General features: G+C 42.0%; 20 protein-coding genes. 3 read left to right on the forward strand and 17 right to left on the reverse strand.

Annotation, left to right across the window (positions count from 1 at the left end; genetic code table 11):
- Window positions 1-91: 91 nt before the first annotated feature.
- Window positions 92-1972: a gamma-glutamyltransferase family protein gene (locus tag LN995_RS17075; protein ID WP_229962298.1), complete on the reverse strand. Its 1881-nt coding sequence runs from the start codon at window positions 1970-1972 to the stop codon at window positions 92-94.
- A gap of 1027 nt (window positions 1973-2999) precedes the next feature.
- On the opposite strand from LN995_RS17075, the gene LN995_RS17080 reads away from it, so the two are divergent.
- The gene (locus LN995_RS17080) at window positions 3000-4721 is read left to right on the forward strand and encodes a helicase associated domain-containing protein (protein ID WP_229962299.1); all 1722 of its coding nucleotides are present in this window, start codon (window positions 3000-3002) and stop codon (window positions 4719-4721) included.
- Window positions 4722-5459: 738 nt separating this feature from the next.
- Here the strand turns inward: LN995_RS17080 and LN995_RS17085 are convergent.
- The 3 genes from LN995_RS17085 to LN995_RS17095 form a co-directional block, all read right to left on the reverse strand.
- Window positions 5460-5918, reverse strand: coding sequence for a cold-shock protein (locus LN995_RS17085; RefSeq protein ID WP_229962300.1), 459 nt, complete (start codon window positions 5916-5918; stop codon window positions 5460-5462).
- Between the two features lie 72 nt (window positions 5919-5990).
- Complete coding sequence (locus LN995_RS17090; protein WP_229962301.1) at window positions 5991-6215, reverse strand: hypothetical protein; 225 nt, start codon at window positions 6213-6215, stop codon at window positions 5991-5993.
- A 142-nt stretch (window positions 6216-6357) separates the two neighbouring features.
- Complete coding sequence (locus LN995_RS17095) at window positions 6358-6549, reverse strand: cold-shock protein (protein ID WP_229962302.1); 192 nt, start codon at window positions 6547-6549, stop codon at window positions 6358-6360.
- Window positions 6550-7302: 753 nt separating this feature from the next.
- On the opposite strand from LN995_RS17095, the gene LN995_RS17100 reads away from it, so the two are divergent.
- Window positions 7303-8442, forward strand: a complete 1140-nt coding sequence (locus tag LN995_RS17100) for a fatty acid desaturase family protein (protein WP_229962303.1) — start codon at window positions 7303-7305, stop codon at window positions 8440-8442.
- Window positions 8443-9210: 768 nt separating this feature from the next.
- The gene (locus LN995_RS17105; RefSeq protein ID WP_229962304.1) at window positions 9211-10068 is read left to right on the forward strand and encodes an aldo/keto reductase; all 858 of its coding nucleotides are present in this window, start codon (window positions 9211-9213) and stop codon (window positions 10066-10068) included.
- A gap of 92 nt (window positions 10069-10160) precedes the next feature.
- Here LN995_RS17105 and LN995_RS17110 read toward each other — a convergent pair whose 3' ends face one another.
- From LN995_RS17110 to LN995_RS17170, 13 genes are all read right to left on the reverse strand, one after another.
- Complete coding sequence (locus tag LN995_RS17110) at window positions 10161-10604, reverse strand: BLUF domain-containing protein (RefSeq protein ID WP_229962305.1); 444 nt, start codon at window positions 10602-10604, stop codon at window positions 10161-10163.
- A gap of 450 nt (window positions 10605-11054) precedes the next feature.
- A complete protein-coding gene (locus tag LN995_RS17115) occupies window positions 11055-11366 on the reverse strand; it encodes a metal-sulfur cluster assembly factor (protein ID WP_229962306.1) in 312 nt (103 codons plus the stop codon).
- 11 nt (window positions 11367-11377) lie between these two features.
- Window positions 11378-11806, reverse strand: a complete 429-nt coding sequence (locus tag LN995_RS17120; protein WP_229962307.1) for a SufE family protein — start codon at window positions 11804-11806, stop codon at window positions 11378-11380.
- A 14-nt stretch (window positions 11807-11820) separates the two neighbouring features.
- The gene (locus LN995_RS17125) at window positions 11821-13071 is read right to left on the reverse strand and encodes an aminotransferase class V-fold PLP-dependent enzyme (protein WP_229962308.1); all 1251 of its coding nucleotides are present in this window, start codon (window positions 13069-13071) and stop codon (window positions 11821-11823) included.
- Between the two features lie 5 nt (window positions 13072-13076).
- A complete protein-coding gene (gene sufD, locus LN995_RS17130) occupies window positions 13077-14414 on the reverse strand; it encodes a Fe-S cluster assembly protein SufD (protein ID WP_229962309.1) in 1338 nt (445 codons plus the stop codon).
- 4 nt (window positions 14415-14418) lie between these two features.
- Complete coding sequence (gene sufC, locus LN995_RS17135) at window positions 14419-15186, reverse strand: Fe-S cluster assembly ATPase SufC (protein ID WP_229962310.1); 768 nt, start codon at window positions 15184-15186, stop codon at window positions 14419-14421.
- A gap of 19 nt (window positions 15187-15205) precedes the next feature.
- Window positions 15206-16660, reverse strand: a complete 1455-nt coding sequence (sufB, locus tag LN995_RS17140) for a Fe-S cluster assembly protein SufB (RefSeq protein WP_229962311.1) — start codon at window positions 16658-16660, stop codon at window positions 15206-15208.
- Between the two features lie 33 nt (window positions 16661-16693).
- Window positions 16694-17020, reverse strand: a complete 327-nt coding sequence (locus LN995_RS17145) for a HesB/IscA family protein (protein WP_229962312.1) — start codon at window positions 17018-17020, stop codon at window positions 16694-16696.
- A gap of 417 nt (window positions 17021-17437) precedes the next feature.
- Window positions 17438-18592 carry a putative sensor domain DACNV-containing protein gene (locus LN995_RS17150; RefSeq protein ID WP_229962313.1) on the reverse strand — a complete coding sequence of 385 codons (1155 nt, stop codon included), beginning with the start codon at window positions 18590-18592 and terminating at the stop codon, window positions 17438-17440.
- Window positions 18593-18823: 231 nt separating this feature from the next.
- Window positions 18824-19843 carry an LLM class flavin-dependent oxidoreductase gene (locus LN995_RS17155; RefSeq protein WP_229962314.1) on the reverse strand — a complete coding sequence of 340 codons (1020 nt, stop codon included), beginning with the start codon at window positions 19841-19843 and terminating at the stop codon, window positions 18824-18826.
- 54 nt (window positions 19844-19897) lie between these two features.
- Window positions 19898-20860 (reverse strand): LLM class oxidoreductase, encoded by a 963-nt coding sequence (locus LN995_RS17160; protein WP_229962315.1) that lies wholly within the window; start codon window positions 20858-20860, stop codon window positions 19898-19900.
- A 124-nt stretch (window positions 20861-20984) separates the two neighbouring features.
- The gene (locus LN995_RS17165) at window positions 20985-21284 is read right to left on the reverse strand and encodes an ArsR/SmtB family transcription factor (protein ID WP_229962316.1); all 300 of its coding nucleotides are present in this window, start codon (window positions 21282-21284) and stop codon (window positions 20985-20987) included.
- A 177-nt stretch (window positions 21285-21461) separates the two neighbouring features.
- Window positions 21462-21677: an energy transducer TonB gene (locus tag LN995_RS17170; protein ID WP_229962317.1), complete on the reverse strand. Its 216-nt coding sequence runs from the start codon at window positions 21675-21677 to the stop codon at window positions 21462-21464.
- Window positions 21678-22131 lie beyond the last annotated feature (454 nt).

Here is a 22131-nt window from a genome sequence, read left to right on the forward strand (position 1 = left end):
TAGCAGGCTCAAAGAGTAAATTGAGAACCTAGCTACTACTTAATCTGTGGCTGGTGCGGAGTTACCTGTTCCTCTGAACTCTTAAAGGTTATCACCAACTTATCCCATAGTCTTCCCCATGATTACTGGAGCCTCCCCAGAGGCTTTCGTGTTCCCAATCAAAATAAATGGCATTGATAGGACCACTCGTACGATCGTCAAAGCTTAAGGTATATCCCATTTTTTTCAACTCATTGCGTACGGCCTCCGCTGTGCTGTCATGCAACAGTATATGACCTGGTTTAGGCTGGCGGTCCTCTGTTTTAGTGCCGCCTAATGAAAGCCAGAGCTGATTCGTATTAATGTTGGCAGCTTCGGCAGCCTGCTGCACATTCATGCCAAACTCTACTACATTAAGAAAGAACTGCAGAAGGTTCTGTTCCTGCGTGTCGCCTCCCTGCACGGCAAAGGACAAAAAAGGTTTGCCATCCTTCAAAGCCATGGAAGGTGTTAAGGTTACTCTTGGTCTTTTGCCAGGCTCTACCACATTGAAAGGGTTTAATTCAGGGTCCAGAACAAAGCTCTGCATACGCTGGCTCATGCCTATACCCGTATTGCCGGCGATGCAGGCTGGTACCCAACCACCGCTGGGAGTGATAGACACCACCCAGCCTTCATTATCTGCTGCTTCTACCGTAGTAGTACCTCTCCATAACCTGTCCTGGTACTCCACCATTGATGAACTGTTCCTAATGTCATGGGTAGGAGCGAAGTTCCGTTTAGTGGTATCCAACTCATAGCCCCTTTCTTTGAGGAGTTTTAGATAAGGGTTAACTTTTCCCTCAAATGGGTAGGGATCACCCGGACCAATATCTGGATTATTCTTATCGTATTGAATTAGGGTAGCCCGTTGCTTCGCATATTCCTTGCTGAGTAGACCTTTCATGGGTTCCTGAGGGGCAAAATAGGAGTCGCCATAATAAAAGTCCCGGTCTGCAAAGGCAAGGTTCATGCTCTGGTACAAAGTGTGAATATATTTTGAGCTGTTATAGCCCATGCTTTTCAGGTCGAAGTTTTCAAGTATGTTCAGTGCCTGCAGCAAAGCAGGACCCTGAGTCCACTGTTGCAATTTGTATACATCAATTCCTTTGTAGTTTACCAGCAGAGGCTCTTCCTCAAGGGGCTTCCATTTAGCCAGGTCCTGCATGGTGATGAGCCCACCTTGTTCCTGGCTACCGCGTACAAATTCTTTGGCAATATCGCCTGTGTAAAAACGTTCATAAGCGGCCATTATAGCTGCTTTACGACTTGTTCCCTTTTTTAAAGCAGCTTTTTCTGCTTCTACCAGTTTGGTTAGCGTTTGCAGCAGGTCCTTTTGTACAAAGATTTCACCTGCTTCGGGTGCTTCTCTATCTTCGCCAAGATGCGTTAGAAAAACTTTTTTGCTGTAGGGCCATTCTTTAATTCGTTCTTTGCCGCGTTCAATGCTGTTAGCGGTTTGTGCTTCCATAGGGTAGCCAGCGGCCATCTCCATAGCGGGTGCCAGCACTTGCTCCAGGCTCAGAGTGCCATAGTTGGCCAGCATGTAAAGCAGGCCGCCAGGTGTGCCGGGCGTAGTGGCTGCCAACGGGCCGTATGCGGGCGGAAAGTTAAAACCTTTGCTCTTAAAAAAGTCAACCGTAGCTCCGGTTGGAGCAACGCCCATGGCGTTAATAGCTATGACTTTTTTTGTTTTAGGATTATAAATCAATGCCTGGGTTTCACCTCCCCAACTCAGTACGTCCCACATGGTGCAGGTCGCAGCCAGCATGGCACAGGCAGCATCTACAGCATTCCCTCCTTTTTGAAAGGTCATGGCCCCTGCTGTGGCAGCCAGGGGTTTCCCGGTGATAGCCATCCAGTTTTTACCGTGTAATACAGGCTTTTGCGTTTGTTGGGCTGAGGCCGATAGTACAGTGACTATACTTAACAATAGCGTTAAAAGGTGTTTCATAAAAGGAATAATTTTACCACTAAACTAAGATCAAAAGCGCACAAGATGTATCAAACAAAAAACGAAAGAATAACCTGCGTGTCATTTTATGAAAGCTTATAGACCAGTAAAGGAGGTTCTTCTATGTAAAGATTGCCCCTAAAAGTATGTGTCTAAAGTTACAGTTGTTACCTTGCTCCGCTCAAGTTTAATACCTGGGCAGGCTACTTTCCCTGAAATTTGCCAGTGTGCTTCACATAAATTCATTCTGATGATCTAAATTATGAAATTTATATTATATTGTGTTTTAAATTAAGTATATTTTATAAAAACTCCTTTTTTTGTAATATTTTGCTTTATTATGGGCTTTAAGCATATTAATCAATTAAGCAATTGTTTAAAGTTCTTCGCGTTTTACGAGGAGGGTACAGCAGATATAGAGTTAGTTTGTGTTGTAGAAAAGCTACACCATATCTTTGAATATAGGTACTATTGCAACGCTCCCCAAAGCGCTTTGTGAATATAATCTCTTAATAATTTTATGTGCTGGATTATTATATGACTGGCCATCTGAAGGAGTAAAAGCCTTGCCAGGCATTTATGTTCGCTTCGTAATGGGCTTGAGCAGGGTAGCTTATGCCTCAGTGGGTAGTGGTACTTAAAATGAATGAGGTACAGTATAAGAAAAAGAGGGAAGGCCTGTAGGAGAGATTGTATGAATAGTTAGCAATGTAGCTAAGTCTACCTTCTTCTGGCGGGGCACTGTACCAACAAAACTACAATTATGGGAGTATATCATAGAGGTTAAAGGCTCTGGTATATCGGCAGAACTACGTGCAGGAGCTGTAGATTTAAAGCTTCTGTATATATCTGCACATAGTTCTGTAGGTACTAGAGCTAAAGAACTATATACCTGTAGTAATGTTTAGCTTTTTTATAAAATTATGAACAATTCTACTTTTTTTCACCTTAATGGGTTGACGCTTAAAGTTGAAAATAAGATAATATGAACTATATATACTTTTGACAATTCAAGCGTTAGTTTTGCATGATGATAACGAAGGCTATGGAAGAAGTAGAGCAAGGGCTTTTTAACAGGGAGTTCCTCGACAAATGGTATAGCAATTACAAAAAGCTGGAGGCTTTCAATAAACAGAAAGATTCCGGTGCCGGTTATATAGATGAGGAGTTGGCGCAGTGGGTGGGAATCCAGCAGCGCATCAAGTACATGCTTCCTGGTGAACTGAAGGATAAACTCGCAGCGCTTCATCTGAACTTTGAAGATAATGCAAGCTCATGGGAGCCTATGTACAGGCAGCTGGCGAGTTTTGTAAAAGAAAAGGGGCACGCTTATCTGCCTGACGATCAAAAATACGAACAGCTAAAGGACTGGCAGATCAGGCAAATACTAAATAAAAGGCTCCTGTCAGAAAGCCAGTTTCAGCGACTAGATGACCTTGGAGTTGACTGGGAGATGCCCATCAGCAGAGACCATCGGTGGGAGTTGATGTTTTCCAGGCTAAAAGATTTCCATAAAACCTTTGGCCATAGCAGAGTGCCACAGAAGTGGGCAAAAGATAAGCAGTTGGCCAACTGGATAGGGGTACAGCGGAGAACACACTCGCAAAACAAGATGCGGCAGGATCGGGAGCGCAAGCTTAATACCCTGGGCTTTGTTTGGCATGTTCAGGAGCAATATGATTCTCAGTGGGAGGATTTTTTTCAGCAGTTGGTCTCCTTCCACAAAAAACACGGCCATTACAGGGTGCCTGGTAAATATGAGAAGCTGGTAAGCTGGATAGAGCGACAGAGGACATCCAGGACAAATAACCTTTTGCCTGCAGAGCGGGAAAGGCGTCTTAATGATATAGGCTTTACCTGGAGTTTTAAAGAAATCAAAAAGAGAAGCTGGGAGGATAAGTACCGACAGCTGTCTGCCTACAGAAAAAGATATGGGCACAGTTTTGTGCCTGTCAATTATAAGGAGAACAAGTCGCTTGGTACTTGGGTAGCTTCCCAAAGGTGGCTGGAGGCAAAGGGTAAGCTCTCGGCAGCAAAGAAGAAGAAGCTGGATGAGTTGGATTTTGTATGGAGCAAAGATACGCAACTCCAACTGCAGTCTGTCTATGACACGCAGTGGGAGGCCAGCTTTGAGAAGCTGAAGACATACAGGCAGGAGCATGGCACCTGTCAGGTTTCTCTAAAGGTAGACCGGGTACTGCAGCGGTGGACACGCTGGCAGCGCATCCTTTTTTACCAGGGTAAGTTGTCACAGGAGCGCATCGACAGGCTTAATGAAATTAGATTTCCATGGAGTGTGCAGGAGGGCTACTGGATGAGGATGTATGATGCCCTGGCTAATTATAAAAAGAAGTTTGGTCATACGCGTGTACCTTTCAGGTGGGCTCCTAACCCACAACTAGCGGCATGGGTGTATAGGGTGAAAAAGAATAAGAAGGAACTGACACCTCAAAAAGTGGAGCTACTGAACAGGATCGGCTTCGACTGGGCCTTGCGCCAAAGGAAAGTGCTTCCGTGGAAGGTGATGTATGAAAGACTTGTTGCTTTTAAAAAGGAATATGGTCATGCACGTGTGCCGGTAAAATGGAGAAAGGATCCAAAGCTGGGCAAGTGGGTCAGCAGAATGCGACAGGAAAGAGAAAGGTTAGATTCAGAACGTGTTTCTCTTTTGGAAGCAGTAGACTTTGACTGGGGACGGAAGTTTAAATCGGAAAATTCTACACAAGTTGCAAAAGAACCTTTTCAATAAAATGTACTAGCTCTGATATTTAGAGTTGTTATCTTTAATTGGAGGGATTTAGCTTGAAAATATATGCCTTCATGAGTAAGAGCGATCTCGTATTTTGTCTTTTCAAAAGAGTATTATGCCAAAGGGGCTGTAAGGAAGATGGCAGGGGAGTTAGGGATAAACCCATCACATAGGATAAGTAAATATCTCTGGAAGCAAAACTCACTTAGTGACCCTCCGCAGGTTGCAAATTTGACAGAAGAACGAAGAACAGTAAGAAACTGAAGGAAATGGAGGAGGGGCAATTCGAAAGGGAAGAATATCCTGGAAAAGGCAATGAACATTTTGCAGGATATTCAAATTCATAAAAGATCATCGAAACCAGTCTACTGCATGTGCTGGTACTAAAGTTGAGCACTAATACCCCATCAGGCTGAGCGAACTGAAAGAATAGATATGAGGGCTTTTTCAGAAAAAAAGCCCGTGTGACCTACAGACTTCAATCCTATGATGTGCTTTTTGCCAGTATGAAAGCCTGTCCTAAGTAAACTATCGCTGCTATCAGCTTTTGCTTTGTCTCAATTAAAGGAAACAATTGATTTGCTAAATCATCAGCGCCTCTACGCAGTTTATTTGCTATAGAAGGTACTAATAAACGCTTTCAATGACGCTTATCAGTACCATCAGTACTTATTACTAGAAAGACGTTGGATACCTATTACTTCTTTGAAACTTAACAGGTAGTCTCGCACTTGTATCTTAGCTAATGATTTTTACATTTATAGCGTTCAGGCCTTTCAGTCCTTTTTCAACTTCAAAATTGACTTTATCGTTTTCCTTTATCGGGCCTGCGAGTTCGTTCTGATGAACGAAAATACTTTCCTGTGTTTCGTGGTCTTTGATAAAACCATAACCTTTAGACGTATTAAAGAAAGTCACTGTTCCTTTTCTGATCAAATCGGCCGGGTTGAGTTCCTCTTGCTTGGAAACACCAATTTGTATGTCTTCCTGCTTTACTACTTTCTTTTTCTTTGTTGGATCCGGAGGAGTAGAAGTTATATTGCCTTCGTCATCTACATAGGCAAGCATTTCATCTATACCCTTACCCTTATTAGAATTAGTTTTCCGGTCTTCTTTCTTTTGCTCTTTGTCCTGTCTTTTCTTTAGTTTCTTCTTTTCTTTTTCTTTTTTACTGAAGGTTTCTTGTGATCTACCCATAAATGTGTTCTTGGTCTTTGATGTTATTAAGTACTATATTTTTCAAGCTTACTATTCGCTTTTTTATGATAATTAGCGGAATAAGAAATTTGTGCCGTTGCGTATCCACTTCTCAAAGAAGTTATTGTCATTAAATTCGCCTGATAACAGTTCTGCTTCAGCAGTGCTATTGCTGGAACGAGAACTCATAAAGCTTTGTAAAGAGTCCTGGTTATTTGGCACCCATTCCTGTCCCTTCTTTAGGGCTATGCACAGGTACTCACGTGTGATGGTGTCAACTAGGTATTTTCTATTCATTGAAGTAAGCTGAAGATTTTATAATAATAGAAACTGGAACAGGGGATTTTAGAAAAGTCCACCTGTAAGTAAATAAAAAAGCCTTACTCTTGTAAGGCTTTTTTATTAATGATATAAGTCATTAACGACTTGTATATTGTAACTAAGCGCGTTTTACGTTAACTGCGTTTAAGCCTTTTCTTCCTTCTTGCAGGTCAAAAGTTACCTCGTCGTTTTCTCTGATCTCATGTACCAGTCCAGATACGTGTACGAAGTACTCCTGATCTGAATTTGTTTCTTTGATGAACCCGAACCCTTTCAGGTCATTAAAGAATTTTACTGTTCCGTTATTCATGTTATGTTGTTTATTATATACCCACTACATTTTATATGGTATATATGTTCAATATTTTTTACAATATACGAAAAAAAATTTACAATTCCGGTTAAAATCTGATAAACATTAAAGCTATAGTAAAAGCCATTGGAGCAATTTAGGAGATATGTTCCGGAAGGCATTTGCTGTTTTTGTATGAGAAGAGTGAGGTGTAAAAGGCCTCTGCATACTATTTTGCGCTATGACTCGTTTATTATATTAAGACAAAAATATTACCTGATGAGGTTATAGGTTTGAATATTCCTGAATACAAATAAAGCTGCGTAGAAATTAAGTTTTTCATTATTTTTAAACTATATTGTATATTGGTATGTTTAATAAGAGATCCCTGCCTTATTGTTGGCCTGGTAAGCGGGAAAGTTAAATTAAATACCTTTCTGTTTCTTATAAACTAATTTGATTAAGAGGTCAGTGAGCAGAATGACCAACGTGTTTAAAGTAAATTTATACTGGCATGTTTTTAGCTTTAACAATATAATAATCTGCAATCTGGCTTTTATAATTTATTCGCAGAGTGATTTCTTTTAACTTTGAAGAAATCAACTACTTTATCCTAACCGGAGTACGCCCTCACATTCCATTCTGGCAAAAGAAGGTTCTTTAATTTTATTTTTTTATTTTCTGATTCATGTTGTTACAGTGATTGAGGCCCTGGAATTACAAAATCAAGAAGTTCTTCCATTGTTTATTTACCTCAGTCAAAAAATTAATATGTCACAAAAAGTAAAATTCATAAACACAAATAAGTCAGCATTCTTTGCTACTACCCGCAAAAGAGTTGATGCTTACTTCAAAGAAAGAGAAGCATCCAAAAATGCAAACAGATTGATGTGGATAAAGGGGGTATTCTTTTTAGCAGGCTTCTTCTCGCTGTATTTGCTTATACTTTCTGGGTGGTTCGGTGCTTTGGCCATGCTTGGAATGGCTTTAGTACTTGGTGCATTTGCTGCTTTTATCGGTTTTAACATTTGCCACGATGCCATACACGGTTCTTTTTCCAAAAACAGTAAGATAAACAAAGGCCTTAGCTACCTGTTCTACCTTATTGGTGCCAACCCTTACTTGTGGAATATTTCGCATAATATTGTACACCATACCTTTACCAATATACCAGGGCATGATGAGGACATTGAAGTTGCGCCAGGCCTGATTCGGTTAGATGAAAGTGAAAAGGTAAATAAAATACAGCGTTATCAGCATCTTTATGCCTTCTGGTTATATGGGCTTGCTTCTCTTTCCTGGGTACTTCGAAAGGATTATGTAAAGTTTTTTCAGAAACAGATTGGGCAACATAGTGCTAAGCATCCAAAACAAGAATACTTTAATTTATTTTTTTATAAGATATTACACTACTTTATTTTTATTGGAGTACCCTTACTAGTGTTAAACCTCACATGGTGGCAAGCAGCTATTGGCTTCCTGGTTATGCACTTGGCTGAAGGCGTTGTAATGGGTTTAGTGTTCCAGTTGGCTCACGTAGTAGAAGGTACTGATTTTCCGGTACCTAATGAACAAGGAAATGTGGAGGAAGCATGGGCAGAGCACCAAATGAGAACAACTGCCAATTTTGCTCCTAAAAGTGCTGTGGCAAGTTTCTTTCTTGGAGGGCTGAACAGGCAGATTGAACACCACCTTTTCCCAAAGGTCTGCCATATACATTATCCAGCCATTTCTGTAATTGTGAGACAAACTGCTGAAGAATTTAACTTACCTTATATTGAATGCCCTACTTTCTTTTCCGCTATCCAGTCTCATTACCGAATACTCAGGAAACTAGGTAAAGAAGCATATGCGGCGCAGCAAACAAATGCTGCTATGCAGATGAATAGACGGGCGTTAGAACAAGCTTAAGCATAAGTCGAGGTACATACAAGTAAGCTTCAGTTACATACAAAAATGTAAAGACGAAGTAGGAGTAAAGCACTGACAGTCAGATTTTTTCTGGCAAACACGACGGCCTCTCTGGCAACTGCCAGAGAGGCCGTCGTGTTTAAGTATTAATGTGGTTAGTCTTAAAGCTGTTTACTGCTAACAATTGTCGATTTTCTGTTGGCTAAACAGAGGGTTTGGCAACATTCATTAGAGTCATACTCTTTTCTTCTTCTGGAAATTAAGCTGTAGCTTTTGCCGCTGACTTAAACTTTATATCTCATTTGCCTTTCACATTCTTTGTGCTACCTGTTTACATTAGTACTTTAAAATAAGAGGTTTTGTAGTGAAAGAAAAGTTTGTTTTAAACTAAGTTCCATCAATCTACAAATGATTTGTTGGAAACGTTAGAACCTTGAATGCGTTGAATAGAATGTCACGCTAGTAGAATCTCTTTGTGAAGATGCAAACTAGAAATCCTTGTAAAACATATGGATAACTCTTTCAGTCCGCTGTACATATTACATATATGGGAGAGATTTGAAAGATTAACAAGTTTGCAGGAGCAGATAACCAAAATTTCTAGCTGAAATAGGAAAAGAATAGCAGACTAAAATAGCCTTATACATAACAGTTTAGCAGCTACATTACATTTTTCTCCAATATGATGGGTATTGTTCTGCAAAATCGAAGTATTTGCTAGTCGTGCACTTAAAAGGAAAATCACCAATAGAACCGAACAAAACAACTATGGCAAACACAACATTGAAACAAACTTACTCTCTGGGAGGAGATTTAACGATAAACAGAATGGGTTACGGTGCCATGCGTATTACAGGCGAAGGCATCTGGGGGCCACCTGAAGACAGGGATGAAGCTATCCGCGTTTTAAAGAGAGCTTTAGAATTGGGTATCAACTTTATAGATACAGCTGATAGCTATGGCCCGAACGTTTCCGAGGAGTTAATTGCAGAAGCACTTCACCCGTATCCGAAAGATTTAATGATCGCTACAAAAGGTGGCTTACTACGCACCGGGCCGAATGAGTGGCCTGTCAACTCACATCCTGATCACTTAAAAGAAGCACTGGAGGGGAGCTTGCAGCGCCTAAAGCTTGATAAAATTGATTTGTATCAGCTACACCGTGTTGACCCTGAAGTGCCGTTTGAAAAATCGCTTGAGTTTTTACAAAATGCACAAGAGCAGGGGCTTATAAAGCATATAGGCCTTTCAGAAGTCTCAGTAGAGCAAATTAAGAAAGCTCAGGAATACGTGAAAGTTGTTTCAGTGCAGAATATGTACAGTGTAGATAACCGCAAATGGGAAGCCGAGCTGGAATACTGCGAACAGAACAATCTGGCTTTCATACCTTGGTTTCCGTTGGGTGGAGATAACCAGGAGGCACTCGATAAACTGACGCAGATTGGGGAGAAGCATAATGCATCAGTGCATCAGATTGCCTTAAGCTGGCTTTTGCACCGCTCTCCGAATATTTTGCTTATTCCTGGTACTTCTAAAGTAAAACACCTGGAGGAAAATTATAAAGCTGCTTCCATTGCGCTTTCACAGGAAGATATGGATGATCTGGAGAAATTTAAAGCTTCATAAGCTTAGTTCATTCTGGAACGATCATGAAGAGCGGTAGTAAAACCTGTAGAGGCTTTTACTACCGCTCTTCATTTATGCTGAAACCTGTTTATTTAAATAAGGTCAGTATTAAGAATATTGTGTGTAACAAAGTGTTTCAGAACTGTTACAACTGATTCTTCATCCTTTTCTGGCAAGAAACCGAAAAAAGCATCCTCTGTTGGGTCTACATAGTTTTGATAATGAGAAAACTCTTCCTTTGATGTTGTTGCAAAGCCCATGTACCACTCCGAGAACAGCCTATCCTTGATCTCGCCATCAGCCAGTTTTATAATGTTTTGGTGGTGGTAGTCCTTCGTTATTTTATCGAATAGTTTATGGACATTTTCTTTTTCTCCTTCGATTTCCTGAATGTAGCGTTCCTTACCATAAAGTAATAAACCTGTAATGTTATAATAAGATGTGTTCTTACGGTAATAGGAAAGCATTGACTTAAGTTTGTTTTCATCTAAAGGTACAGTTGCCTTACTGACATACATAATATGGTACATGGACATGAGGTAAACTAGCTGGTTTTGTTAGGGACTTTAAGAATATTGTATTTTTTGCAGAGAGTATACTGTAATTGCTAATTAAAGTTATAACTGTAAATATTAATGTTTAAATGGTTAAGCAATCATATTTTGATTTTGCATTAGACATTACATATGGACTGAGGTTTAAGAGTAGAACAAAAAAAGAGAACTTTGGCTACGGATGAGGCTTGTGCGTTAGTTGATGTAAGTATTGCTAGTACAAGGCAGCAGGCCTTTCGTCTGAGCCAGTAGATCGATCAGCTTATGATGAAACTAATTGAGAAATTACACTGCCAGTAGAGCTGCTTGTAAAATGTAGTAAAGCTGAAGCTTTAAATAGAAAACCCTGTTCTATTTCCTATCTGAAAAAAGAACAGGGTTTTCTACTTAAAGTTAAGCTTAATGCTAAAGCTGGAATAAGACTTTTCTATATTACAGAAAGCCTAACTCCAGCTTTGCTTCTTCACTCATCATGTCTCTGGTCCAGGGTGGGTCGAAAGTCAGCATTACGTAAGCATCTTCTACTCCTTCAATAGCCTCCAGTTTTTGTTGTACCTCAAACATAATGTCGTCAGCTACAGGGCAGGCTGGAGCCGTTAAAGTCATAGTTACGCGTACATTTTTGCCCTCTTCTACCTTTATCTCATACACTAGACCGAGGTCATAGATGTTTACCGGAATCTCCGGGTCATGCACTGTTCTGAGTGCTTCTTCAACTTTATCCCTTATTGCTGCTGAGTTCATAAAATTACACGTTACTGTTGAAGTGATTTTGCCTGGTAAGCTACCGCATACAGTTTGATCTGCTTCAGCATAGACAGCAAGCCATTAGAGCGGGTAGGAGACAGGTGGCTTTGCAAGCCAATCTCATCTATAAAATAAATATTGGCATCGGCAATGTCTTTGGGTGTCTGCCCGGACAGTACCTGTATCACCATACTTACCAGCCCCTTTGTAATCAGGGCATCGCTATTAGCTGTAAAATGGAGCTTCCCATCTTTAAAATCAGCGTGCAGCCACACTTTAGACTGACAGCCTTTAATCAGATTCTCGTCCGTCTTAAATTTCTCGTCGATCAGAGGCAGTTCTTTCCCAAGCTGAATAATATATTCATACTTGTCCATCCAGTCATCAAACAGTTCAAAATCTTCTACTATCTGGTCTTGTTGCTCTTTTATCGTCATGAAAGATATTTCTCTTAGCTTAACATTGTAACAGCTTTTTTAACGGCTGTTACCAGTTTGTCTATTTCTTCGGTAGTATTGTAAAAGGACAATGAAGCCCTGACGGTGCCAGGTATGCCAAAGAAGTTCATAATTGGTTCAGTACAGTGGTGACCCGTGCGTACAGCAATGCCATATTTATCGAGTATCTCCCCCACATCAAAAGGATGAGCCTTACCTACTAAAAACGAAATGGAAGCTGCTCTTTCCGTTGCCTCTCCTATAAACCGGATCTCATCAATTTCCTGTAAGGCATCAATAGCATAAGAGAAAAGTTGCCCTTCGGCCTCTGCAATATTATGAACACCCAGGTGCTCCATATAGTCAATAGCAGCACCCAAGCCCATCCCTTCAGCTATGCTTGGTGTTCCCGCTTCAAACTTCAGTGGCAGGTCGTTGTAAGTAGTCTTCTCGAATGTTACTGTTTTAATCATGTCGCCGCCACCCTGGTATGGAGGCATCTGGTTTAGCCATTCTTCTTTGCCGTACAATATGCCCACACCTGTCGGGCCATACATCTTGTGCCCTGAGAAAGCCACGAAATCTGCATCAAGCTCCTGCACATCAACCGGAATATGCTGGATCGCCTGTGCGGCATCTACTAAAACAGCTACACCTTGTTTATGAGCTGCTTCAATAATTTTCTTTACAGGGTTTACAGTGCCAAGCGTGTTGGAAACATAGGTAACTGAAATCAGCTTAACCGTCTCGTCCAGCAACTGCTCAAACTCATCCATCAGCAGTTCGCCCTTATCATTTATCGGGATCACCTTTAGCTTTGCACCGTGTTCTTCGCATGCCATTTGCCAGGGCACAATATTAGAGTGGTGCTCCATAGCCGTAATCATAACACTATCGCCCTCTTTCAGAAACTTACGACCAAAGCAACTCGCCACCAGGTTTATACTTTCGGTGGTGCCCCTTGTAAAGATTACCTCATGCAGATGCTTTGCATTTATAAAGTTCTGTACTTTCTTGCGCACAATCTCATACTCGGCCGTAGCTTTCTGGCTCAGGTAATGCACGCCACGGTGTATATTGCTATTATACTCAGTATAATAGTCATTCATTACTTTTATGACCGAGGCTGGTTTTTGAGTGGTAGCGGCATTATCGAGGTACACCAGAGGTTTTCCGTATACTGTTGTTTGCAGTATCGGAAACTCGCTTCTCAGCCTTTCAATGTCCAGTTTTCTGGCTGTCGATATAGTTGAATTACCACTCATGTACTTTATATTTTAATCATTTCCTGGTTGGCAGGAATATGATGGTTTATCAGTTTGTTAATATATACTTCCAATTCAGGAATTTTAATTTTCTCTGTTACATCAAAGGCAAAGGCTGTTACCAATAAAGCTCTTGCTGAGTCTTCACTAATACCTCTTGACTGCAGGTAAAACAGTGCCTCCTGGCTTAGTTGCCCAATAGTAGAGCCGTGGCTACATTTAACATCATCTGCAAAAATTTCTAATTGCGGTTTTGAATTAATAGTAGCCTTCGTGCTTAATAACAGGTTGTTGTTTTGCTGAAAAGCATTCGTTTTCTGTGCGTCCTGGTGTACGTACACTTTACCGTTGAAAACGCCGGTGGCATTTTCCAGCAGTACGCCTTTATAAATCTCATTGCTTTCGCAATGTGCCAGCCTATGATTCATGAAGGTATGGTTGTCTACAAGCTGATGATCAGCGCCCAGGTATAAACCATACAGGTGGCTTTCGGTGTGCTCACTGTCCAGGTTTATGTGCAGGTTATTGCGTAGCAGTTCAGCCGATGGCAACGAGAAGGTATAGTTACTGTAAACACTATCCCGTTTCTGGCTAACTTCGGTATGACTTATTAGTCGCAGACCTTCCTGAGCAGTTTGCAGTACATAATGATTAACATTTGCATTTTCCTCTACCACTACTTCTGAAAGGCTGTTTACAAACATTTTCGCAGCATTATTATCTGATACAACAGATTCAATAACATCTAAAGAAGCACCACGATGTGCTATAATCAGATGTCTTGGCTGTACAAATAAGTCCTTGTCTGCTGAAAATGTATGTACTATGTGCAACGGCTTATCGAGGTTTGCGTTGGCATTTACCTCAATAAAGAAGCCATCTGAAAAAGAGGCAGTGTTCAGCGCAGCAAGATGGTATTTTTCTAACTCTATCTGCTTGCCAAAGTATTTCTGAAAACCAGCCTCTTCTTTTGCCTCTGCCATAGGGCGTATTTTTATAAAAGAGGGAAGTTGCTCTTTATAACCTGTTGCCATCAGCTTACCGTTCAGCAGTACAAGTTTGTAGCAATCTAAACCTTCTATAATGGCCGCATCTAACGTGTTCTCATGTAGCACCGCATGCTCATGGTCCAGCGAATAGTTGTTTTTCAGGAAAGGAGCGATGTTGGTATATTTCCAGTCTTCTACTCTGGTACTCGGAAAGCCCAGGTTCCGAAAACTGTCCTGTGCCTGTAGCCTTGCATTTTTTAGGAAAGCAGGTTCTGCCTGTTGGGCAATGGCTAATCCCCCATCAAACCTATCCAGCAGTTGCTGATATAATGGTGTTGATACTTGTTTTGCCATGCTTCTATTTTACAGATTCTGTTTCGGAATATGATTCTTTAAGCCAGTCGTAGCCTTTCTCCTCCAACTCAAGTGCCAGCTCTTTGGTCCCTGATTTTACGATGCGACCATTGTACAGTACATGTACGTAATCTGGCACAATGTACTCCAGCAGGCGCTGATAGTGCGTAATAATGACAAAGGCATTATGCTCGTTTCGTAACTTGTTTACACCATTCGATACAATGCGCAGAGCATCAATGTCCAGGCCTGAGTCTGTCTCATCCAGGATAGATAACTTAGGCTCCAACATGGCTAGTTGCAGAATTTCGTTCCGCTTCTTTTCACCACCAGAAAAACCCTCATTCAACGACCGGTTAATCAGTTTTGTATCAAACTCAACCAGTTTTTGTCTATCTTTAGTGAGTTTTAAGAACTCCTTTGCCTCCAGAGCAGGAAGGCCTCTGTACTCTCTGATCTCGTTTAGTGCCGTGCGCAGGAAGTTGATGTTAGACACGCCCGGAATTTCAACCGGATACTGGAAGGCCAGAAACAGCCCTTCTCTGGCCCGTACTTCAGGCGCCATGTCCAGCAGATCTTTTCCTTCAAACAATACTTCTCCTTCTGTTACCGTATAATTCTCCCGGCCGGCCAGTACCGATGATAAGGTACTTTTGCCTGAGCCGTTAGGGCCCATAATGGCATGTACCTCACCAGGCTTTATATCTAAACTGATTCCTTTCAGAATCTTCTTCTCTTCTATTTCTGCGTGCAAATTTTTTATGCTCAGCATGCTTTTTCTTTTTTTAAGTTTAACCTACACTACCTTCCAGCGTGATAGACAATAGTTTCTGTGCCTCTACGGCAAACTCCATCGGAAGCTGATTCAGCACCTCCTTGGCATAGCCATTAATGATGAGTGCTACTGCTTTCTCAGAATCAATACCTCTTTGGTTAAGGTAAAAGATTTGATCTTCACCAATTTTGGAAGTAGTAGCTTCGTGCTCTACCATGGCTGTGTTGTTCTTCGTCTCGATGTAGGGGAACGTATGTGCACCACACTTATCTCCGATCAGCAATGAGTCGCATTGGGTAAAGTTACGGGCATTGTCGGCCTTGGCTCCTACATGTACCAAGCCACGATAACTGTTATTGCTGTATCCTGCTGATATACCTTTTGAGATTATTCTGCTCTTAGTGTTACGGCCCAGGTGATACATTTTTGTACCTGTGTCGGCAATTTGTTTGTTACCTGTTACAGCCACAGAGTAAAACTCACCAGTGGAGTTATCGCCCTGCAAAATCACACTTGGGTATTTCCATGTAATAGCAGAACCTGTTTCTACCTGTGTCCAGGAAATTTTGGAGTTAACACCCCGGCAGGCACCACGTTTTGTAACAAAGTTATAAATACCGCCTTTGCCGTTCTTATCGCCAGGATACCAGTTCTGTACAGTAGAGTACTTAATCTCTGCATTATCCAGTGCAATCAGCTCCACAACTGCTGCATGCAATTGATTTTCGTCGCGCATTGGTGCTGTACAGCCTTCTAAGTAGCTTACGTAGCTTCCTTCGTCGGCAATAATCAGAGTACGTTCAAACTGGCCTGTGCCCTGGGTGTTTATCCTGAAATAGGTTGACAACTCCATTGGGCAACGTACACCTTTCGGAATGTATACAAAAGAGCCATCCGAGAAAACAGCGGTATTAAGCGCCGCAAAAATATTATCAGAATGAGGCACTACAGAGCCCAGATACTTTTGTACCAGTTCAGGGTGCTCCTGCACAGCCTCGCCAATAGAACAAAAAATAATTCCCAGCTCTTTGAGCTTCTCTTTATAAGTAGTGGCTACCGATATACTATCAAAAACAGCATCTACAGCTACACCTGCCAGTACCTTCTGCTCGTTCAGCGGAATACCCAGCTTCTCGAAAGTTGCCAGCAACTCCGGGTCTACTTCATCCAGGCTATTGTACTTTTTCTTGTTCTTTGGAGCCGCGTAGTAGGATATGCCCTGGAAGTCCATCGGGGGCAGTTCAAAGTTTTGCCACTCCGGAAGTTTATCCTTTAAAAAAGCTTTATATCCTCTCAAGCGCCATTCAAGCAGCCATTCCGGCTCATCTTTCTTTTCAGAAATGAACCGGACAATTTCTTCACTAAGCCCGGCAGGGGCAATGTCCATCTCTATATCAGTGACAAAGCCATGCTCGTACTCTCTAGTGGCGAAATCATTGATTATTTCGTTGCTATCTATCGTTTTTGCCATAATTCTATTATACTAGTTCTTTGCTGTACATCGTTATACTGCAAAGCTTTCCCCACAACTACATGTTCTGGAGGCATTCGGATTGTTAAAGAACAGCCCTTTACCGCTTAACCCGTCAGAGTAATCTAGTTCTGTTCCGATCAGGTATAACAGGCTTTTTCTATCTACCACAACAGTAATGCCATTATCTTCAAAAACCTCGTCCCCCTCTTTTTTATCAGCGTCAAACTGCAGTTGGTATTCCAAGCCGGAGCAACCTCCACTGTTAACACCAACCCTTATAAACGTTCCCGGGCTTTTCTGCTCCTTTTCCAGAAGCTGTTTTATATATTGTTTTGCCTTTAGTGATACCTTTATCATAGTAGATCTTTTGAGATAAAACAAATAACTGTGGTAATAAGTGCAATATGTCTGTACAAGTCTAAAGTACATTTACGGCAACTACTACACTATACTTCATACGCAGGTTAATACCTTTATGAGTAAATGTATTTGAAGTTTTGCTTTTGTACCTTCTTGTAAAACAGTAGGATACTGCAATACCTGCTCAGTCTTAAGTCTTTCCGGTAGCTAACTTTATAACTTAGTTAATGCTTTTAGCTTAAAGCCTTAAAGCTTGTACAGGCTGAAGCATCCTGCAAAATTAACATTTTTTGGGAATGTATGAAAGCCTGGGTATAATATGAGCATTCCGACTCTCTTTAGCTACAGAGGTGATGGCTTCTAATCATAAACCGGAGAGTTACAAAATCTGACATCAGTACTAGAGTAATCTTACTATAAAAGGAGTGTTTCGACCCGGTGCGCGTGTACCATCTCTTCGCAGGGAGACCAGGCAAAAATAGTAAAGCGTCCATCCTGTGAGGCTACAAGAGCAATAGCGTCCTGTTGATCTTGTACAAACTGTGCTGCCGACATGTGCCGTGTTCCACCGTTCTGTGAAGGATGCACAATGGCTGCTTCACCGTTAATGATGGGCTCTGTCACAATTATTTTCTGAACAGGTGTACTACCTTCCGGGCGTCCTATTTTTGCTCCGAAAGCAAGTAACTCATGTTGGTCATTGATAACTGTTGCCCCGTCTACAGCAGTAAGACCGGCAATACTGCCAACTGCCTGCCGAAGTGCTCCCTGCCATTGGCTCTGGTTTCTTATGCTTACATCCTGCCGCATTAAATCGGCCAACCCCGAAAAAGCAGGCGCCACAGAGTAGGAGATTGGATGAATGATAGACTTTCGCCATGTTTTCGTGCCACTGGGCACCACCAGCAGCGAGCCACCACGGCCGTGGTCGCGCATAGATACAGCCAGTTGAATAAGCACGTTCACAGATTCATTAACTGAGTAGTTCCAGGAGGAGGGAGAACTAAAACCAAGCAGCGAAGTCAGGATAGACGGACAGTTCGGAAGGCTGGCACTGTTTTCATCAACTACCTTTACCTGCTCACCATTAAGCACAGCAACGTTGGCAAATTTTCCGAATTCATCTACACGGCGATGCTTTATTACCAGCAGGCCTGGTTCAACTACTTCCAGCACAAAACATAGATGAGGAATGACACGCGTGGCACCCCACACATATAGCTCATCCTCCTCATGCCACACACCAATATGAATACCAGGGCGCTCAACGGCTGGCGCAAGCTTAGTAAGAATGCTTGGAGTGAACGGAAATCGATGCTCAAATAAGAGAGGTTGCTCAGATTGTTCAGGCGGTATAAAAGCCAGTGAAATTTTAGGAGAATGGCCCTCTTCACGGAGTAAACTTGCCCAGAAAGTGGTGTCAACAATCACCTCGATAATCTGCGCTGAGGGAGCAGGAGCCAGCTTCTCTTTGTTGTCCTGGTGTGCCGCAGCATGATGTTTTGCAAAATGGGTTTCCACTGTTGCTGCTACCGATCGTGCTGCCTCGTATGTTGTATTGTGGATCATCGCCTTATTTTCTGTTCATTAGGGAATTATTTATTCCCTGTATGGCACTCCTAAGTTAAATTAAGTTTTGAAATACTTCTAATACTGTTTTGCCTTACCAGTTACGTCAGAGAAGCAGCCAGCCTGATGAAGTGGAGGTTTATCTCCTTCATCAGGCCCTGAAATTAATAAGCAGCTGCTACTTTATGAAAACCAAACTGTATGGAGGAGTTACCTTTGTTAAAGGTGCTTTTAAAATTCTGCCTTTTTGAAAAAATCAGCAATAATCTCATAAGAATGCACCCTCGCCTGGTTATCATAGACAGAGGATGCAACCATTATCTCGTTTACCTGTGTCTCATCTAAAAAGGACTGTAGCTCTTCTTGCACTGTTTTGGGGCCTCCAACAAAAGAGTAACGCAGCATTTGTTGCACAGAGTATTTCTCTGAAGCATCCCACATAGCTTCCAGGCTTTCAACAGGTGGCTGTAATTGCCTGGCTGTTCCTCTTATCACATTCAGGAAAGAGGTATAAAGCGTAGTTGCCAGGCGGTTGGCCTCCTCATCTGTATCGGCAGCAATCACATTGACACAGGCCATAGCATACGGTTCCTGCAGTTCATCAGACGGCTGAAAGCTTTCTCTGTACACCTTAAGAGCAGAATGCAGGTTGGCCGGAGCAAAGTGGCTGGCAAAGGCATAAGGTAAGCCAAGTATACCAGCCAGTTGTGCTCCATACGTGCTGGAGCCAAGTAACCAGATAGGTACATTAAGGCCTTCGCCCGGAACAGCACGAACGCGCGCAGTAGGATTGTTGGCAAAATAATTCCGTAGTTCTTCCACGTTCTGAGGAAAACTTTCTACATTTCCGTGTAAGTCACGCCTTAAGGCCATAGCTGTTAGCTGGTCTGTACCAGGGGCACGGCCTAATCCTAAGTTAATTCTGCCTGGGTACAGAGACTCTAAAGTACCGAACTGCTCTGCTACAATAAGCGGTGCGTGGTTAGGCAGCATAACGCCTCCAGAACCAACTTTTATTTTTGATGTTCCTCCTGCTATGTACCCAATTAAGACGGATGTAGCAGAGCTTGCAATGCCGGGCATGTTATGGTGCTCTGCCAGCCAATAGCGCGTAAAGCCTAATCGTTCTACATTTTGAGCCAGGTTCAAACTGTTGTGGAAAGAATCTGCTGCTGTTTCTCCTGATCGGATAGGAGCCAAGTCCAGCACAGATACAGGTATGTCTGCTAATTTTTTATGATGATCACTCATTTTCTTTTTCTTTATTGATACGGTGGTAAACTATATATGTCATAGCTGTGCAGTTTAAGTAAACTGTGGCAGCACAAACTCTGCTAATTCCTGTAAAACCACATCGGCAGGCCTGTTACAATATTTCAGCCCCAGAATGATATGGTTAACACCAATTTCATGTAAGTCTTTTAAAACGGTAACTAAGTAGTTTCTTCCTACCATATAGCCTCCGTGAATAGGGTATGGGTAAGCATTTGGGTTCTCTGTCAGGTCAAGAGAAAGCCCCTGTATGAAAGGCTTAAACTGACCCTCTGCCTCCTGGTCCAGTGCCTGTCTCCATTCCTGTATCACCAGTTGTTGTCTGTACGGGTCCCGACCATATGTCATCCAGCCATCTGCATTTTTGGCTATCCACTCCAGGCTATTCTGGCTGTGGCCTACCACCAGCATGGGCACTCTGGAAGCAAGCGGCTTAGGTATAACATCAGCTTTTCTTAATATCCCAAAAGGGCTTTGTACAGATTCAAAAGATGTTGTCCAGTATTTGTTGATTAATTCAAAGTGCTCTCGGAATATTTTTCCCCGCTCTGCGTGGTCTACATTAAAAGCAGGATATTCTACAGGTCTGTCTCCCGTAGAAAGTCCCAGCAGTAAGCGCCCCTTCGATAGCTGATCTACACTGGCTGCTGCTTTGGCGGTATGTACTGGGTGGCGAAGAGGGGCTACCAGCGAAGCAGTAATTAAAGCAATATGCTGTGTTTGTGCCGTAAGGTAGCCCAGGTAAACCCAAGGGTCAAAAACCTGGCCTGAGTCGCCAAAAGAAGGATCCCGTAAAGGAACATCGCGAAAGGCTAGCGAAGTAAAACCATTCTGCTCTGCATATTGTGCCAGTTCCACCTGTTGTTGCATGGTGGGCATATCTCCTTTAAAAGCTTCTATCGGAAACATTACGCCAAAGGTAAGCTTACCAGGTTTTACAACTTTGGTGAAACCTGCATTCTGCAAAGGTGACTTTTCTAGGTTTGGTGTAAACATGCTTTATGGCTGTTTAAGATAGGTTTCAGGAGTTGGGTAAATATTCTATGCTGATGTTATGTAATTCGGTACTTCGAGATTTTTCGATATATAAAAAGACACCAACTTTACTAGTTTATGCCTTTTAAAGTTCTTTCTGAATTATTTCTGCCAGCTTCTGAAAAGCCTCTTCATTTCTTTTATAATAAGTCCACTGTCCAACACGGGTGGCTGTAATTAAGCCTGTGCGCTGTAAAAGGGACAAATACTCTGAAATGGTAGATTGCGTAAGTCCGACTTTCTGCTGGATGTGGCCTACACAAACACCGGCATCATAGGCTCCTTTTTCCTGAGGAGGAAAATGCTTTTCAGGCTCTTTGAGCAAATTTAAAATCTGCAGCCTTGTTTTGTTAGACAGTGCTTTAAAGAATTCAACATGATTCATATTGCAAAGATATCGATAATTCTCGATATGTAAAAGTGTGGCTTAGAAGAGATGAAGTGAAGGTAGGGCAGCTGAGGAGAAGTTGTATATAGTTCTTGGTTTAAGTACTTGCTGCCGAGCATACTCTATGCTAGTGGCCTTGGAATTATTTTTCCTTCCTTTTGTCCTCACTGAACTTTATAGGCAACGTATGTCGCGCAGAGGCTTTCTTGTTTCCTCGTGTGCTGCGGTGGATAAACTTTTAATAATTACAGGGTCTGTTACTTCATTTGTCGTTGATACGACAAATGAAGTAACAACTATACCATTTAGGTTTTTATCCGAAGGATATTTTAGGTTCTTTTCGATGAACTCCAACATGCCCATCTCGCCTCCCTGTTTATAAACAGGCAAGTCTCCAGCACCATTCCTAAAGCCATTTCAGATGGCTCTTTATTATGTTAACGGTCAGTTTCCTGATGAGTAACAGATTGAGCTTTTACTTCTATGCTGAAGGTGCCAAACCAGATTGCCAACATAAAACCTGCAATACCACGTTTCAAAGAGAAAACCCTCTGACTTGGACTGTTTAGACCCGGAGAGAGTCAATACTTATGGAAGCGTCCGCAGGCTTGCTCCTCCTTGCTCAGAACCAACTGCAGTTCTTCCAGGCTTCATTTTTTTCTCAGTCTTTGTCGCAGATAAAGGAAAGGTTCAGGCTTTCTATAGGTGTTTCACCATCCATAAACTGCTGATCTGCTTACTCAATTGTTACCTCAAGTACTCCCACGGAGTTATTTACTATTGACCTTACTGAACCAGTAGCATACATACATGCTTGGCAAGATGTAAAACTAAATGATGGGTT

This window comes from Pontibacter silvestris, assembly GCF_020907275.1.
Lineage (GTDB): Bacteria > Bacteroidota > Bacteroidia > Cytophagales > Hymenobacteraceae > Pontibacter > Pontibacter silvestris.